The sequence below is a fragment of the Amycolatopsis sp. lyj-109 genome (genome assembly GCF_046548995.1).
GTDB lineage: Bacteria > Actinomycetota > Actinomycetes > Mycobacteriales > Pseudonocardiaceae > Amycolatopsis.
In genome coordinates this window covers 211,561-227,646 of the sequence record NZ_JAJPWR010000012.1, presented here as the reverse complement: position 1 = coordinate 227,646, position 16,086 = coordinate 211,561, and the positions used below count along the sequence as shown (strand labels likewise).

Genomic DNA, 16,086 nt, shown 5'->3' with positions numbered 1-16,086 from the left:
TCCCGGCAGAGCGCGGCCCGTTCTTCGCCGCCGCCGGGGATCTCGCCGGGCGTGACACCCAGTGCGAGCAGGAACTCGCGCAGCACGTCGGACGGTGCCTGCGCACCGACGCCGGCGCTGAATCCCCGCAGGTCGGCGTACAGCCGGCCGTCCGGGAACCGCGCACTGTGTTCCGCGGCCCAGCGAAGCGCCACGAACGTCTTGCCGATGCCGCGGGGACCGTCCACCACGACGATGTTCCGGCCCCGGGGCCCGGTCAGGTTCGCCGTCAAGGCGTCGAGTTCCGCCGCCCGGCCGACGAACAGGCCGGGGTTGAACGGACGCAGCTGAGGCGGTGCAACGGTGCGGCCGGAGGTCGGGTCCGGTTCGTCCGCCGGCGCGAGCAGCCGGTCGCATTCCCCGGACGTGAGTTCCAGGACCTGCGCCACGCGCCGTACGGACGGCCCGTGCGGGTGTCCCGGGTCGCCGGTTTCCCACCGGCGGAGGGTCCGGATCGACACCCCGGCGGCTTCGGCCAGGTGTTCCTGCGTGAGCCCCGCCCGGATCCGGTGCCGGCGGAGCAGCGCCCCAATGCTCGGTCACTCGCCCTCCCGTTCGGCCGGCAGCTCCCCTGCGCCGATGCGGTGAGTCACGGCCGGTTCGTCTGCCCGCCCGCCGCCCGCGGCCGGAGGCACTGACCCACACTGTCCACAAAGGAGCGAGAGCGGCCCGGAACGGTTCCTGGATACCCTGGTGCCATGGCTTTGCACGATCTCGGCGCGGCGGTGCGCCGGCTGCGCGAAAACACCGACCCGGCCGCGGCCGGGCTGCCGGCCGGGCGGCGGCGGACGCGCGGGTTGCGGCGGGAGGAGCTCGCCGAGCTGGCCGGGGTGTCGGCGGACTACGTGCGGCGGCTGGAGCAGGGGCGCCGCCACCCGTCGGCCGGGGTGGTGACCGCCATCGCCGGTGCCTTGAAGCTCGGGCGGGCGGACTACGAGCGGCTCTGCGCACTGGCCGGGTACGCCGCGGTCGACGGGCAGGTGCCGCGTGAGGCCGGGGCGGCGGCCGTGCGGCTGCTGGAGCGGTTCGACGACACTCCCGCGTTCCTGGCCGATGCGGCCTGGAACGTGCTCGCCGTCAACGGTGCGTGGCTCGCGCTGCAGGCCGGCGGCCCGACTGGGCACGACCGGGACTGGAACGTCGCCTGGCGCACGTTCTGCAACGCACCGCGCGGGATCAGCCGGACCGACGACCGCGCGGCCGGGTTCCGGGCGATGCTCGCCGCCCGGCTGCGGGACACGTCCTTGCGCTACCCCGCGGACGCGTCGCTCGCCGGGCTCGTCGACGAACTGCGGAGCACCAGCCGGTCGTTCGACACCTTGTGGCGGACGCCGGGAACGGTCGCCGCGTACGAGAACCGGGCCGTGTTCCGGCATCCGGACGGCGGTGACCTCACCCTCGACGGCAACCTGCTCGAGGTGCCGGGAGACGACCTGATGGCGGTGGTCCTCACCGCGGCACCGGGCTCGGCCGACGCGGCCCGGCTCGGCGAGGTCGTTGGTGCCGCGGGGCAGCCGTCCGTCGTCAGGGTGGGCCAAACCGGCCCAGGCTGATCCGGCTCGTGGCCGCGATCCTGGGGGGCGAAGTGGATCACGGACGAAAGCGAGCAACCCGATGAAGGCAGTGCGGTTCCACGAGTACGGCGATCCCGGCGTCCTGCGCTACGAGGACGTGGACCGGCCCGTCCCCGCGGCCGGGCAGGTCCGGATCCGGGTCGCGGCGACGTCGTTCAACCCCGTCGACGGAAACATCCGCGCCGGCTTCATGCAAGGCCCGATCCCGGTCGTGCTGCCGCACACGCCCGGCATCGACGTCGCCGGCACCGTCGACGCGCTGGGCGAGGGCGTGGCCGGCCTCGAGGCCGGTGCCGAGGTCATCGGCTTCCTGCCGATGGACCGTGCCGGCGCCGCCGCGGAGTACGTTCTCGCCCCGGCCGAGGTGCTGACCCCGGCGCCCAAGAGCGTCCCGCTGGCCGACGCCGCCGCGCTGCCGCTGGTGGGGCTCACCGCGCACCAGGCCCTGTTCGACCACGGAAAGCTGACGGCCGGGCAGCGCGTGCTGATCAACGGCGCCGGGGGCGCGGTCGGCGGCTACGCCGTGCAGCTGGCCAAGAACGCCGGCGCCCACGTGATCGCCACGGCTGGCCCGCGCAGCGCCGACGCGGTCGCCACCGCCGACGAGGTCGTCGACCACACCACCACCGACGTGACCACGGCGGTGACCGAGCCGGTCGACGTCGTGCTCAACTTCGCCCCGGTCACCCCGGAGCAGCTGGCGGCGCTGGTCACGGTGGTCCGCCCGGGCGGGGTCCTGGTCAACACGACGGTGTGGATGCCCGCGCCGGCCGACGAGGAGCGCGGCGTAAGCGGCATCGACCTGTTCGTCCGCAGCGACGTCGGACAGCTGTCGCAACTGGTGGCGCAGGTCGACCGCGGCGAACTGCGCGTCGACGTCGCCGAGCGGGTGCCCTTGGCCGAGTTGCCCGCGCTGCACGCCCGGGCCGCCGCGGGCGCGGTGCACGGCAAGTTCATCGTCGTCCCGGCGGCCTGAGCCGGGTTCGCCCGGCCGGCTGGTGTCGCGCGTGGCGAGGTCCGTTGACACCGGCGCGCGAGGATGCGCCCCAGTGGCATTGGGTGGTCTGCCGCGGCTTGTCGTGAGTGGTATTTAGGGTTCTAACCCTAAATACCACTCACGACAAGCCGCGGCAGGACGGTAAGCCGGACCCTGGCCCGACTTCGCCAACAGCACCGCCACATGCTCCCAACCGCCACCTTGGGCCGCTTGGGCCGAACGCAACCGACCTGCGATGCGCGAGACTAGCGCGTGAAGGTGAACCAGTTGACGTTGACGAAGTCCGCCGCGCTGCCGGAGAAGGTCAGGTAGAGGTCGTGCACGCCGGTCGCCGGGGCGACGATGTTGGCCGGCACCGTCTGCCACTGCTGCCAGCCGCCGTTGTTCGCGAAGTCGATCTCGGCGATCACCGGGCCCGTCACGCTGTCCAGGCGGGCCCGGATCGCGCCGCTGACCCCGGCGGCCGCGCCCGAGGCGAGGCGGGCGACGAACTGGTTCGGCGAGCCGGAGCCGAAGTCGACGCGGGCGTACTTCAGCCAGTCGCCGTCGGCGATCCAGCCGACGTCCACCCCGCCGCCCGTGTCGGCGCACGACTCGTTCTGGGTGCCGCTCTGGGCGTTGTAGGCCTCCGCCTGGATGGTCGAGTACGCGCTCGTGCCGCCCGAGCCGGGCGGGGTCGTGCCGCCGCCCGCACCCGGTCCGAGCGCGACGGTCCAGGACGTCGGAGCCGGGTCCTGGAGGTGGCCGTCGACGGGCTGGGCGCCGGTCGGGCCGACGTCGTCGTACGGGAAGGCGTAGCCGATCGACGCGTACTGGTGCACCAGCCGGGCGTAGTGGTTGGTGGTGGCGTCGCGGTAGTACTGCGCCGGCGCGACGCCGTCGGGCTGGTTGTTCCCGCCCGCCACCAGCAGGCTGCTGCGGTTCAGCGCGGCGGCCAGCCGGGCGGCGACCGCGCCGCGGGCGTCGCTGCCGGAGTTGTACAGCGGCCCGCTCGCGCAGCCGAAGATGTCGGCCGCGCTCGGCTTGGTGAACGGCACGCCGTTGGTGTTCAGGCCGGCGAACACGAGCGCGTCCCCGCTGACCGTGCCGGTGTAGGAGCCGATGCCGCCCTGCCCGTTGATGGTCAGCGGCGTCGTGCGGTAGTGGTCCCAGACGGCGTTGAGGTGGTTCGTCCAGTAGCCGCCGAAGTCGACCGGGGAGTGGCCGGGCGCGAGCACCCGCACCACCTGGCCGGCGCCGTCGGTGACGATCAGCCGGTCCCACGGCGCGCCGTCGGTGTTGTGCTGTGCGCGCAGCCCGTCGGCGATGCTGCCGAGGGCGCCGTCCGGCAGCGGGCTGACCGACTGGGCGCCCGCCGCGCCGGTGGTGGCCATCGACACCGGCAGGGCCACCATGTCGACGTAGCTGATGTTCGCGTAGAGGTTCGCGCTGTTGTAGGTGAACTCGCAGAACGTCCAGTTCGTCTGCCAGTTCGGATCCGCACTGGCGAACCCGGGCTGGACCAGGCCGGGGCCGGGGTTGACGAAGAACTGGATCTTCTTGCCGACCGAGAACCACACCCGGCCGCCGATGAGGTAGTCGGTCAGCGTCACGGTGACCTGCGCACCCGCGCCGTCGAGCGGGATCGCGTAGTCCGGGATCGGCGTCACCGGCGCCGAGGGGTTGGCCAACGGCCGGAACCGGCCGTCGGCGGTGACGAAGCCGGGACGGCCCGCGGTGTCCGCGCCGCTGATGTAGGCGTACACGGTGCCGCTGCCGGAATTGTTCTTCAGCGTCAACGGCAGGGCCGCGGCGGCCCGTGCGTTCGGCGGGGACCACAGCGGCGTGCTCGCCGCGGCGGCGACCAGGCCGGCGACGAAGGTCCGCCTCGACAGCATGGCACCTCCTCGAAAGCGGCGGTGTCCACGCGGCCGGCCGGCCCCGCGTCCACCGGAAACGGTGACCGGACGGTAGGTACGCGTTCCGGCGGGGTCAACACACGGCGGGCCGAGTCGGGTACGGACGGCCCTCGATGGTGCCCTTTCGTAGCCCGGACCAGTGTTCGCGGTGGTCCGGTGTCTGTCCGTTGTGGACGGTCCGATCAGCGGCCCCGCGGCGCGGGGAGCCCGGCGGCGGCCAGTGCGGCCCAGAGCGGCTTCGCGTCGTACCGCCGGGTCCCCAGCCCTTCGACGAACTGGCAGCTGTACGCGGCGGCGGTGAGGGTCGTCGTCCGGCCCTGGACGTCGAGGAACCGGAGTTCGAAACTGGGGCCCATGTCGGCGGTGCAGGCCAGGTCCGGCGGCGGTTCCGGCAGGTCGCACGCCGTGGCGGCGATCTTCCTGATGGCGGTCACGTCCGTGGTGCGGCTTCCGGCGGGCGCGCCTTCCGGGGCGGTGGGCAACGGCGGGTACAGCGGTCCGCTCATGACGAGTTCGCGGGGTTCGTAGGAGGCGGAGCACAGCGCCGACGTCGACCCGGGCCGGGCGTTGGTGCCGCAGGCCACGGCACTCAGGGCGACGAGCAGCGCGCCGGAGAGAGCGGACAGCCTTCGCATGGGGATGCCTCCTTTGTTCCGTCGATGCGTGGACGGAACGGCCCGGCCCTCCGGTTGCACGGGAAGCGGTACTGAGCGGCGGGCTACGGGTGGACTCCCTCGGCGAGGATGACGTCGGCGAGGTTGTCCATCGCCCGGGTCATGTCCGCGCGCAGCCCCGCCGCGACGACGCGGTGCACCAGCGGACCGAGCGGCCCGAGGCCGAGACGGTACTGGACGGCGTAGGTCATGAGCGTGCTTTCCGAGCCGTCGCCGCGGGTGATCGGCTCGAACTCGAACACGTTGGTCAGGTCCTGCAGCGGCGCGAAGCCGACGCCCGTGTCGACGCGGCGGGCGAGCGGCTCGATTTCGCGGACCGTCCAGACGGACCGGGTGGTCAGCGGGCCGAGCGACTTGTTGTGCTCGCGGTAGGTCTTGCCGATCTCGGCGGTGCCGTGGTGGTCGGTCACCTCCAGGACGGTCGGGACCCATTCGGCGTAGCGGTGGGTCGAGGAGATCACGTCCCAGACCCGCTGCACCGGGTGCGGGATGATCGCCTGCTCGGAAACGGTGTAGTCGCGCACGATCGTCCCCTTCACTCCTGGCCGAGGACGGCGCGGGCGGCGGTTTCGCCGGAGCGGACCGCGCCGTCCATGTATCCGTTCCAATGGTCCGAGTGCTCGGCACCCGCCCAGTGCACCCGGCCGAACGGCCGGTCGCGCCAGGGGCCGAGCTCGGTCAGCACGCCGGTCCCGGGCACGGACGTCGGCCCGCCGCGGGTCCATTCCTCGCCGACCCAGTCCTGTTCGAAGTACTCCACCGGCTGCAACGCGGGTTTCCCGACGGCGGCGGCGAAGGCGCGCAGGACGGCGGCGCGTCGTTCGCGGGGCGGCCGCGCCGCCCACGCGTGCCACTGCGGGCCGCCGAGGAAGCCCATCAGGACACCCGGCTTGCCGTCGGGCGGGGAGTTGTCGAACATGGAACAGATCGGGGAGCCGTGCCGGAACACGGCTTGGCCGTTGAGCCCGTCGGCGCGCCAGAACGGTTCGGGGTAGACGGCTTCGCACTTCATCAGCGCGCCGAAGGCCATCCGGGAGAACAGCGCGTCCTGCTGCGCCGGCAGCAGCGGGCGCCAGGAGATCCGGGCGGCCAGCGCGGGCGGGACGGCGACGACGACCTGCCGCGCGCTCCACGTGTCCACATCGGACTTGACGGTGACGCGGCCGGCGTCCTGCTCGATCGCCCGCACCGGGGAGCCGAGCACCACGCGTCCGTCGAGCTCGTCGCCGATGCGTTGCGAGATCAGCTGGGAGCCGCCGGCGAACCGGGATTCCTGGGCTCCGCCGGTGACGCCGATGCCGCGTTCCACGGTGCCGGGGGTGGTTTCGTTGCCGAAACCGGCGATGTACCAGAGGCTGTAGAGCAGGGACGCGTCGGCGGCGCTGCCGCCGTAGGCCGAGCCGAGCAGCACGTTGACCAGGTCGAGCGCGCCGGTGCCGGCGGTGGTGTGCCGGATCCAGCTTTCGAACGTCACGCTGTCCCACGCCCGCGCCTTGGGAGCGCGCCACGGCGCGTCCAGGGGGATCTTCCGCGCGAGCTGGTTGATCCGCCGCATGGCGATGCCGAGGTCGGGCAGCGCCAGCGGGTCGGGCGGGATGTCGCCGCGGTAGCGGCGGGCCCGGTCGCCGTTGACGTAGACCGACGCACCGTGGGTGTAGGCCGGGAACGTCTCGACGCCGACCTGCTTCGCCAGCGCGAGGATGTGGTCCTGGGTGGGGCCGACGAACTGCCCGCCCGCTTCCACCACCTTGCCGTCGCCGAGGTCGTGGTTCACGGTGCGGCCGCCGACCCGGTCGCGTGCTTCCAGGACGACGACGTCCCGGCCGGCCGCGGTGAGCTCGCGGGCCGTGGTGAGTCCGGCCAGGCCCGCGCCGACCACGACGATGTCAGTTCGGCGCATCGGCGTTCTCCAGCGTGGGCGTGGCCGCGGCGAAGGCGTCGGCGGCCGCCAGGTCGAACTCGCCGTGGTCGCTGCCCAGTCCCTGGGCGACCAGGGCCGCGGCGGCGGAGCCGAGCACGGCGGCGTCCCGCGGGGACCGGCTGAGGCCGATGCCGCGGAGGAAGCCGGCGGAGAACGCGTCGCCGCAGCCGGTGGTGTCGACGACGTCGACCGCGAACGCGGGCACGGCGAGCACCTCGTCCGCGGTGATCACCAGGGCGCCGCGGGCCTCGCGGGTGACGGCGACACAGCCGACACCCTGTTCGAGCAACGTGCGGGCGCCGTCTTCGAGCGTCTCGGCGCCGGTGAGCCCGAGGACCTGCTGTTCGTTGGGCAGCAGGTAGTCCAGGTGGGACAGTGCGGGCGCGATCCAGGCCAGGATGCCGGGATCGCCGGGGGCGAGCAGGTCGGCGGAGGTGACCACGCCGGCCGCCCGCGCGGGGGAGAGGATCTTCGCCGCGTTGTCCCCGCCCATCAGCTCGGGCGCGCCGAGGTGCAGGTGGGTGGCCTGGGCGACGTCGGTCTCGGAGATGTCGCCGGGCCCGTAGGTGAGGTTGGCGCCGGGGACGTGGAAGGCGGGCCGGCTGCCGTCCGGGCGGATCGGCAGCACCGACGCCGAGGTCTGCACGTCCGCGCGGCGGACCACCAGCGAGGTGTCGATGCCGAACCGGGTCAGCATGGCCAGCAGCAGGTCGCCGATGGGGTCGTCGCCGATGGCGCCGGCGGTGCGGACCGTCGCGCCGAGCTTGGCCAGCGTCAGCGCGGTGCCGGCCGCGGTTCCGGCCGGGCCGAACCGGATCTGCTCGACCAGGGCCGCGCCCTGCCCGTCCGGGATGGCCTCGACCGGCCGGACCTGCACGTCGAACACGTGCGCGCCGAGCGTGATCACCGTTTGCGTCACAGATCCTCCTCGATCCGTTTGGTGCTGCCGTAGCCGCGCCGCAGCGCGGCTTCGATCACCGCGGTCTGCTGGGCGGTGTCCAGGGTCCGGGGGGTGCCGATCGAGGCGGCGTGCCGGTAGAGCTCGCAGGCCCACTCGAGCAGCAGGGCGTTGTCCACCGCCGCGGGGAGCGTGGGGCCGTGCACGACGGCGCCGTGGTTGGCCATCAGCGCCGCCGACTTGCCGTCCAGTGCGGCCCACACGTACTCGGCGAGCTCGTCGCTGCCGAAGACGGCGAACGGCGCGACCCGGACGGCCCCGCCGAGCAGGAGCTGCTGGTAGTGCACGCACGGGAGTTCGTCGAGTACCAGGGACACCGCGGTCGCCTGCGGCGAGTGCGTGTGCACGACCGCGCCGGCGCCGGAGCGGCGGTAGATTCCGAGGTGCAGCTCCAGTTCCGAGGTCGGCGCGAGTTCCCCGGCGACGACGGTCCCGGCCAGGTCGACGACCGTCACCTGCTCCGGTGCAGCCTTCCCGAGCACGACCCCGGTCGCGGTCACCGCGACGTACTCGCCGGCGCGCACGCTCACGTTGCCGGCGGTGCCGATCAGCAGCCCGGCGGCGGCCAGGTCGTGGCAAGCCGCGACGACGGCCTGCCGCTCGGCCTGCAGGAGCACTGTCCCCTGAGTCATCGGCTCAGCGTAGGCTAAACATGAAACAAAGTCACGTTCAGGTTCAGTGGATGCGATTCGGCGGTGCGTAGGCTCGCCGGCGAAGCACCGGTGCGGCCCGACGGCGGGGCCCGAGCGGCGAGGAGTCACGATGAAGAACTGGGCGATCCTGGTCGCCGCGATCGTGCTGGAGGTGGCGGCGACGCTGGCCCTGCGGGCGGCGATCGACAACCCCTGGTGGGCGGGACTGACCGTCGCGGGGTACGCCGGTGCGTTCGTGGCGCTGTCCGCGCTGCTGCGGCGGGGCGCCCCGATCGGTGTCGTCTACGGCATCTGGGCGGCCGCCGGGGTCGCGTTGACCGCGGTCCTGGGCACCGTGCTGTTCGCCGAGCCGTTCACGCCGCTGATCGGGATCGGGATCGCGGCGGTCATCGCGGGAGTCGTGCTCGTGGAGACCGGCCACTCCGCCGAGCGCTCATGACGTGGCTGGTGCTGGCCGGGGCGATCCTGGCGGAGGTGGCGGCGACGCTGTCGCTACGGGCTTCGGAAGGCTTGAAGAAGAAGCGCTGGATCGCGCCCGTCGCGGCCGGCTACCTCGGCGCCTTCGGGTTGCTGACCGTCGCGCTGGCGCAGGGCATGCCGGTCGGCATCGCCTACGGCGTCTGGGCGGCCTGCGGTGTCGCGCTGACGGCGCTCGGGGCGCGGGTGTTCTTCAAGGACGCGCTCACCCGGCGGATGGCCGCCGGCCTCGGGCTGATCGCGGCGGGCGTGCTGCTCATCGAACTCGGCGCGGCGGCACACTGAGATGGCCACCCTGGTGGATCGGACGATCCTGATCGTCGGGGCGTCTTCGGGGATCGGCGCCCAGGTGGCCCGCGACCTCGCCGGCCACGGCAACCGGCTGGTGATCGTGGCCCGGCGGGCGCCGGAGCTCGCGGCCGTGGCGGCCGACGTCCGCGCGGCGGGGAGTGCCTGCCTCGACCTCGTGGCGGACGCGCTCGACCCCGATGCCGCGGCCGCGGTGGTGGCGCGCACGGTGGCCGAGTTCGGTGCGGTGGACGTCGCGCTGCTCAACGTGGGCCAGGGGCCGGACATGGCGATGGCCGAGGTCGGGGTCGGGGACATCGCCCGGATGATGGCGCTGAACTACGACGTCACGGTGAACTACCTCGTCCCGCTGATCGCGCAGCTGCGCCGGCAGGGTGGAGGGTTGATCGCGCAGACCAATTCCCTGGCGGGACTCATGGGGATCCCGCGCCAGGGCCCGTATTCGGCCGCGAAGGCCGCGGTCCGGATCCTGATCGACGCGGCCCGGGTCGAGCTCGCTCCGGAGGGGATCCGGTTCACCTCGCTGTATCCGGGCTTCGTGGCCACCGCGCGGGTCAAAGCCGACGGGCTGCCGAAACCGTTTCAGATCAGCGAAAAGCAGGCCGCGCGGCACGTGGTCCGGGCTTTGCGGCGGGAGCCGGCCGACGCGGCCTTCCCGTGGACGACGTCCGCGCTGGTCCGGCTGCTGCGGGCGTTGCCGGTGTCCGTTTCCGGGCCTCTGCTGCGGAAGCTGGCCCACGATGGCTGAGTTCGCCGCGTCCGCCAGGCCGAGGGGGCGGGAAGGCCAACCGAGGGGCCTTCCCGCCACCTTGATCAGCTCAAGGTCACCGCGGTGTCATCGAGGCAGAAGGACGTCTGCAGCGACGAGTCCTCGACGCCGGTGAACGTCAGCGTCACGGTCTGCCCGGCGAACGCCGAGACGTCGACCGTGCGCTGCTGGTAGCCGGTGCCCTTGTCGAGATTGGAGTACGTCGCCAGCGTCGTCGAGCCCGCCTTGACCGTCAGCTTGTCGTACTGCGTCGACGTGGTGGTCTCGGCCGTGTCGACATGCAGGTAATAGCTGAGCGACGCGTGGCAGCCCGCCGGGATCGTCACCGATTGGGACAGCGTGTCCGTGTGCGCGCTGCCGTAGCCGTCGAGGTAGGCGAGGTACGTCCCGGCGTGCGGCGTCTCGCTGCCGGTGGCCGTGGTGATCACGCCGCTGGACGCGGTCCACGCCGTCGCGCCGCTCTCGAAGCCGGGGTTGGCCAGCTTCTGGCCCGAACAGCCGCTGCCGCCCGCGGTCGTCACGGTCCACGAGAACGCCGCGCTGCCGGTGGCGCCCGAGGAGTCCTTCGCGGTCGCGGTCACCGAGTACGTCCCCGCCGTGCTCGGCGTGCCGGAGATCAGGCCGGAGGCGCTGATCGACAGGCCGGCGGGCAGGCCGGTGGCGGTCCAGGTGTAGCCGCCGCTGCCGCCGGACGCGGACAGCTGGAGGCTCGCCGCCGTCCCGGTGACGCCGCTCTGGCCGCCCGGGTTCGCCACCGTGACGCCGCCCGAGGTCGTGCCGGCCGTGAACGCGGCGGTGCCGTTCGGGGTGCCGAGCCCGGTGGGGCCGTCCCAGCCCGCGCCCGCCTTGCACTGCACCGCCGTCGAGCAGCTGCCGTTGCTGCCGGAGGTGACGTCGTTGAGGTTGCCGGCGTGGGCGTAGGGGTAGGCCGCGGGCGTGTCGGACGCGCCGGGCGTGCCGGCGAGCGCGTAGACCGAGGCGATGATCGGCGACGACGCGCTGGTCCCGCCGTAGACGGCCCAGCCGCTGCCGCCGTAGGTCTGGTAGACCGCGACGCCGGTCTGCGGGTCGGCGACCGCGGAGACGTCGGCGTTGGCGCGCTTGGCGCAGCCCGTCGTCACGTTCTGGAACGCCGGCTTCGCCACGCTGGTCGAACAGCCGCTGCCCGCGCCGCTCCAGGCGGTTTCGGTCCAGCCGCGGGTGCCGCCGCCCTGGGTGAGCGACGTGCCGCCGACCGCGGTGACGTACTGCGACGACGCCGGGTAGCTGATGCCGTAGCCGTTGTCGCCGGTGCTCGCGGTGATCGCGACGCCGGGGTGGTGGAAGTAGCTGGAGTCGGAACTGACCTCGCTGCCGTCCTCACCGCCGCCGTAGCTGTTGGAGACGTACTTCGCACCCAGCGAAACCGCGGTGTTCACCGCGGTGCCGAGGTCGGCCATGCTCGCCTGGTTCGCCTCGACGAGCAGGATGTGGCAGTTCGGGCAGATCGCCGAAACCATGTCGACGTCGAGGGAGATCTCGCCGGCCCAGCCGCTGTCCGCGGCCGGGAGCGGACTCGCCTGCCCGTTTTCGTTGACCTTCTTGAAGCAGCCGTTCGCCGTGGTGCAGGCGGGCAGGCCGTAGGTCGACCGGTAGGTGGCGAGGTCCGACTCGGCGTTGGGGTCGTCGTTGGAGTCCACAATGGCCACCGTCGCCGAGGCGCTGCCGCTCGCGGTGAGGTTGTACGCGGAGCGCAGCCCGGACGGCCCGAAGCCGCTCGGCAGGGCGTCCGGGGTCAACGCGGCGCGCATGGTGTCGGTCTGGCGCTCGGCGAAACACGTTGCCATGCCCGGCTTCACGGCCTGGGCGCAGACACGTGCGGTCGGGTGGACCGCGGCCGCGGTCGCGGGAAGAGCGGTGGCAGGGACGGCGGGAACGGTCAAAGCCAGTGCCGCGAAACCGGCTACGGCGAGGACTCTTCGGCGCATGAATCACTCCTGGAGAAAGCTGCTGCGAAGTGGCGGGGGCCCATGGGTGTCCTGTTTATACAGTCGGCCGGCCGGTTTCGAAGGGGGCGAAAGGATTGGTGCCGGGCGCCCCGGCGGCGATTGCGCCGAATGGCCCGCGGACCAACCGGCCAGGTCGGCCCGTTCGGTCCCGATCGGGACGAATCGGCGGACGGGCCGGTCCGACTTTCGTCGTGAACCGCCCGCGACTTTCGTCGGGCCGGGGGCACTGACCCCCCACCGCGGTGAACCGGATGGGCCCGCGGCTCGTGTAGACGGACGGGTGTGGAGCGGAAGTACGGGAGATCATCTGGTGACTGCCATCGAGGAAAGCCGGCGCCGCCGGGATCAGGACGAACAGCCGGGCTGGAACGTCGATCCCGTCCTCGTCCTGACATTGGTCCTGTTGGCCGGATTCCTGGCGCAGGGCCCGGTTCGGCGCCTGTTGTCCACTCCGGTCATGCAGAGCTGGATGACGGTGTTCGTGGCGGTGGTCGTCCAGGCGCTGCCGTTCCTTGTCCTGGGCGTCTTGCTCTCGGCCGGGCTCGCCGTCTTCGTGCCGCCGTCGTGGTTCACCCGCGTGCTGCCGAAACGGCCGGCGCTGGCGGTGCCGGTCGCCGGGCTGGCCGGCGCGGTCCTGCCTGGCTGCGAGTGCGCGTCGGTGCCGGTGGCCGGTGCGCTGGTGCGCGGCGGCGTGACCCCCTCGGCCGCGGTGGCGTTCCTGTTGTCGGCACCGGCGATCAACCCGGTGGTGCTGACGGCGACGGCGGTCGCCTTCCCCGGCCAGCCGCGGATGGTCGTCGCCCGGTTCGCCGCGAGCCTCGCGGCGTCGTGCGTGATGGGCTGGCTGTGGCAGCGGCTCGGCCGTCCGGACTGGCTGCGTCCCCGCGCGCACGACCACGGCGAGGGCGGGACCAGGGGAGAGGCGTTCTGGGGATCGGTGCGCCACGACGTCATGCACGCGGGCGGGTTCCTCGTCGGCGGCGCGATGGCCGCCGCGACGCTCAAGGCCGTGGTACCCGCGACCTGGCTGCACGCCGCGGCCGGGAACCCGGTCGTGGCGGTCCTGGCCCTGTCGGCGCTCGCGGTGCTGCTCTCGATCTGCTCGGAGGCCGACGCGTTCGTCGCTTCGTCGCTGACGCAGTTCTCGCCGACGGCGCGGCTGGCGTTCCTGGTCGTCGGCCCGATGATCGACCTGAAGCTGTTCGGCATGCAGGCCGCCACGTTCGGCCGCGGGTTCGCGCTGCGGTTCGCGCCGGTGACCTTCGTCGTGGCCGTGCTGGCCGCGGTCCTGACCGGGGCGGTGCTGCTGTGAACCGGACCGTGCAGGCGATCCTGCTGTTCCTCGTCGGTGGCGTCCTGCTCCACGCCGGCGTCACCGGTCTGTACCTCCGCTACGTCAAGGCGGGCCTGCGCCCGCTGGTGCTGGCCGCGGGCGTGGTGCTGGTGATCGCGGCCGTCGCGACCGTCTGGTACGCGCGGCGCCGCCCGGCCGGGCACGCGGCGCCCCGTGTCTCGTGGCTGCTGGTGCTGCCGGTGTTCGCGTTGATCCTCGCCGCACCACCGGCGTTGGGTTCCTACAGCGCGATGCGCGCCGGCACGGCGGTGACGGCGCCGCGGATCGTCACCCCGCTCCCGGACGGCAACCCCGTCCACCTGACGATGATCGACTACGCGGACCGCGCGGTCTACGACCACGGCCGGTCGCTGTCCGGCCGGACCGTCACGATCACCGGATTCGTCGCCTTCGACCACAGCGGTGCGCCCTACCTGGTCCGCATGCTCCTGAACTGCTGCGCGGCGGACGCCCAGCCCGTGAAGGTCGGCCTGACCGGCCGAGTTCCGCCGGTGCTCCAACCCGATTCGTGGCTGGAGGTCACCGGCGGATACACCGCGCAGCAGGCCGCGGACCCGGTCAACGGCGGCACCATCCCGTTCGTCGACGTCGGCCAGGCCCGGCCCGTCGCGCCACCGGCCGATCCCTACGAAAGCCTCGGCTAGCGCCCCAAGCGCCCCAATGTGGCCTTCGGTGCGTCAGACGCACCGAAGGCCGCCTTGGGTGCGTCTGACGCAACCAAGGCCACATTGGGGCGCTTGAGCTCGGTCATCTTCCCGATTGCGGGCCGATCATCGAGTTCACGTCGATCGGCGACGGGATGGCGCCGAGCTGCAGCAGCAGGTCGGGAACCCGTTGCAGGCGCCGGGTGTCCAGGATCGAGCCGTAGCCCGGCAGGGTGAGCAGCTTGGCGGTGTCCTCGTCGATCTTGGCGAACCGCACCAGCAGCGGCTCGACCTTGGCGCGGTCGAACAGGGCGTCGTGGGTCGCCTTTTGCATGGCCCGCTGGAACGCGGCCAGGGTCTTCGGGTTCTCCTTCACCCACTTCCGCGTCGCGCCGTAGCCGGTCAGCGGGAAGTCCTGGGTGGCGCCGGTGTTGATGTCGGTCACCGGGATCGCGCCGGCCGTCTTGGCGGCCTGCGTGATGTACGGCTCCGGCAGGTACGCGGCGTCGGCCTGGCCCTGCTGCAGCGCCGCGGCGATGCCGGGCAGCGGGACCAGCACCCATTTCACCTTGCTGAAATCGACGTTGTGGTCCTGCATGACCGAACGGGTGAGAAGATCCGAAGCGGTGTTCTTGGCCGTGATGGCGATCTTCGCGGTCGCCAGGTCGAAGATGGTTTTCACCGGCGAATTCGGGACCGTGACGATCGCATTGGACTTCGCGTTGACCGACGTCGCATCGGCGACCAGTTGCATATCGGCGGCGCCGGTGCTCCGCGCCGTGAAGAACGGCGGGTAGGTCGAGAACGCGATGTCGACGTCACCCGAGATCGATTTCGTCAGCGAGGCCTGGCCGCTGGCGGCGATCACCGACTCGACCGTCAGGCCCTCGGCCCGGAAGTAGCCCTCGTCCTGGGCCAGCCAGAACGGTGCGAGGTCGGTGGTGGGCAGGATGGAAACCTTCAGCGTCGTCTTCTCCGGCCCGCCGCCGCTCGGCGAGGCGCCCGTTCCGGTGGCGCCGAGTGCGCCGCAACCGGTTACGACCGTGACGACCGCGAGGACGAGTGCGGCACGAAAACGGCCAGTGTTCCTGACTATTCCGAACAAGGTCTGCTCCTCGAAGGAGATGACAGTTGATGTACCGGCTCCAAGGAAGGTGCGTGATTCACTCCCCGGCGTCAGGCGGGCCACTGTAGGGACCCCAGCCGTCCTTGACAATGCGTGATGGCGCCGGATCCGGGAATTCACCAGAATGGCGGCACGAATACTTGATCGACGATCTTGCGCTGCCGTCGGTCGCCGGGCCGGTCGGCGCGTGCCTCGGCGAAGACGTGGACGGAGTGCGAAAAACGTGGTCGGAGGGCGCCCGGCAAAGCGGAAAACAACGGATCGGCCGACCCGTCCCACGACGGCGAACGCCGGGTAGTCGCGGCCGGAAAAGCGAACTCGGCCGCCGGTATTCGCGCCGATTGTCTGCGGCGGCAGGCAATCGGCGCGCGGTGTCGAAATCGTCGATGGACCCGGCCGTGCTGACGCAGCGTAGTCGCGACCGAGCGGTCCTTCCGGCCACGGATGCGCGGCCGGGAGCCCGGTGGCGCAACGGGTTTCGCGGCAGCCGAGGCGATCGTGCCCGTGCTTGTCCGGACCGGCCGTACCGACGGCGGCGTGGATGCGGCCGGCCGAAGATCCACGAATGCCGGTCGAGTGAATCACGTCCGGATCACGAATCGGTGCATTTATCGAATGGGAGGTTTCCCGGCGGAGAACTCCGTGCCTCCGGACGGCGTTCCGCGCTGGCCAAGTGGGCCTCTTGTTGGGGAACTGGTTTTACTT

15 protein-coding genes and 1 pseudogene are annotated in these 16,086 nt (G+C 72.3%); 7 read left to right on the top strand and 9 right to left on the bottom strand.

Annotated features, from left to right (window positions below):
- Window positions 1-455 precede the first annotated feature (455 nt).
- Window positions 456-518, bottom strand: a pseudogene (locus tag ACLJQF_RS26795) (hypothetical protein); the annotation flags it as partial.
- Between the two features lie 219 nt (window positions 519-737).
- On the opposite strand from ACLJQF_RS26795, the gene ACLJQF_RS26790 reads away from it, so the two are divergent.
- Both ACLJQF_RS26790 and ACLJQF_RS26785 read left to right on the top strand, forming a co-directional pair.
- On the top strand, window positions 738-1,592 hold the full coding sequence (locus ACLJQF_RS26790; protein ID WP_410612576.1) for a helix-turn-helix domain-containing protein: 855 nt from the start codon (window positions 738-740) through the stop codon (window positions 1,590-1,592).
- Window positions 1,593-1,653: 61 nt separating this feature from the next.
- Window positions 1,654-2,589: an NADP-dependent oxidoreductase gene (locus ACLJQF_RS26785; protein WP_410612574.1), complete on the top strand. Its 936-nt coding sequence runs from the start codon at window positions 1,654-1,656 to the stop codon at window positions 2,587-2,589.
- A 266-nt stretch (window positions 2,590-2,855) separates the two neighbouring features.
- Here ACLJQF_RS26785 and ACLJQF_RS26780 read toward each other — a convergent pair whose 3' ends face one another.
- The 6 genes from ACLJQF_RS26780 to ACLJQF_RS26755 form a co-directional block, all read right to left on the bottom strand.
- Window positions 2,856-4,487, bottom strand: a complete 1,632-nt coding sequence (locus ACLJQF_RS26780; protein WP_410612572.1) for a beta-1,3-glucanase family protein — start codon at window positions 4,485-4,487, stop codon at window positions 2,856-2,858.
- Window positions 4,488-4,690: 203 nt separating this feature from the next.
- Window positions 4,691-5,143: a hypothetical protein gene (locus ACLJQF_RS26775; protein WP_410612570.1), complete on the bottom strand. Its 453-nt coding sequence runs from the start codon at window positions 5,141-5,143 to the stop codon at window positions 4,691-4,693.
- An 83-nt stretch (window positions 5,144-5,226) separates the two neighbouring features.
- Window positions 5,227-5,706 carry an SRPBCC family protein gene (locus ACLJQF_RS26770; RefSeq protein WP_410612568.1) on the bottom strand — a complete coding sequence of 160 codons (480 nt, stop codon included), beginning with the start codon at window positions 5,704-5,706 and terminating at the stop codon, window positions 5,227-5,229.
- Between the two features lie 11 nt (window positions 5,707-5,717).
- The gene (locus ACLJQF_RS26765; RefSeq protein WP_410612566.1) at window positions 5,718-7,082 is read right to left on the bottom strand and encodes a flavin monoamine oxidase family protein; all 1,365 of its coding nucleotides are present in this window, start codon (window positions 7,080-7,082) and stop codon (window positions 5,718-5,720) included.
- Window positions 7,069-8,022, bottom strand: a complete 954-nt coding sequence (locus tag ACLJQF_RS26760; RefSeq protein ID WP_410612564.1) for a carbohydrate kinase family protein — start codon at window positions 8,020-8,022, stop codon at window positions 7,069-7,071. The genes ACLJQF_RS26765 and ACLJQF_RS26760 overlap by 14 nt, the downstream gene beginning before the upstream one ends.
- Window positions 8,019-8,693 carry a class II aldolase/adducin family protein gene (locus ACLJQF_RS26755; protein ID WP_410612562.1) on the bottom strand — a complete coding sequence of 225 codons (675 nt, stop codon included), beginning with the start codon at window positions 8,691-8,693 and terminating at the stop codon, window positions 8,019-8,021. Before ACLJQF_RS26755 ends, ACLJQF_RS26760 begins: the two co-directional genes overlap by 4 nt.
- A 130-nt stretch (window positions 8,694-8,823) precedes the next feature.
- Here ACLJQF_RS26755 and ACLJQF_RS26750 point away from each other — a divergent pair, with 130 nt between their 5' ends.
- Genes ACLJQF_RS26750 through ACLJQF_RS26740 form a run of 3 tightly spaced genes read left to right on the top strand, consistent with a single transcriptional unit; the run spans window position 8,824 to window position 10,248 of the window.
- Complete coding sequence (locus ACLJQF_RS26750) at window positions 8,824-9,153, top strand: DMT family transporter (RefSeq protein ID WP_410612561.1); 330 nt, start codon at window positions 8,824-8,826, stop codon at window positions 9,151-9,153.
- Entirely contained in the window at window positions 9,150-9,476 is a 327-nt protein-coding gene (locus ACLJQF_RS26745; protein ID WP_410612560.1) for a DMT family transporter, read from the top strand. Before ACLJQF_RS26750 ends, ACLJQF_RS26745 begins: the two co-directional genes overlap by 4 nt.
- 1 nt (window position 9,477) lies before the next feature.
- Complete coding sequence (locus ACLJQF_RS26740; RefSeq protein WP_410612559.1) at window positions 9,478-10,248, top strand: SDR family NAD(P)-dependent oxidoreductase; 771 nt, start codon at window positions 9,478-9,480, stop codon at window positions 10,246-10,248.
- A gap of 65 nt (window positions 10,249-10,313) precedes the next feature.
- Here ACLJQF_RS26740 and ACLJQF_RS26735 read toward each other — a convergent pair whose 3' ends face one another.
- A complete protein-coding gene (locus tag ACLJQF_RS26735; RefSeq protein ID WP_410612557.1) occupies window positions 10,314-12,236 on the bottom strand; it encodes a putative Ig domain-containing protein in 1,923 nt (640 codons plus the stop codon).
- A gap of 331 nt (window positions 12,237-12,567) precedes the next feature.
- On the opposite strand from ACLJQF_RS26735, the gene ACLJQF_RS26730 reads away from it, so the two are divergent.
- Window positions 12,568-13,569 (top strand): permease, encoded by a 1,002-nt coding sequence (locus ACLJQF_RS26730; RefSeq protein WP_410612555.1) that lies wholly within the window; start codon window positions 12,568-12,570, stop codon window positions 13,567-13,569.
- Window positions 13,566-14,255, top strand: coding sequence for a TIGR03943 family putative permease subunit (locus ACLJQF_RS26725; RefSeq protein ID WP_410612554.1), 690 nt, complete (start codon window positions 13,566-13,568; stop codon window positions 14,253-14,255). The genes ACLJQF_RS26730 and ACLJQF_RS26725 overlap by 4 nt, the downstream gene beginning before the upstream one ends.
- Window positions 14,256-14,358: 103 nt before the next feature.
- On the opposite strand, the gene ACLJQF_RS26720 is transcribed toward ACLJQF_RS26725, so the two are convergent.
- Window positions 14,359-15,360: an ABC transporter substrate-binding protein gene (locus ACLJQF_RS26720; protein WP_410612783.1), complete on the bottom strand. Its 1,002-nt coding sequence runs from the start codon at window positions 15,358-15,360 to the stop codon at window positions 14,359-14,361.
- Between the last annotated feature and the right edge of the window lie 726 nt (window positions 15,361-16,086).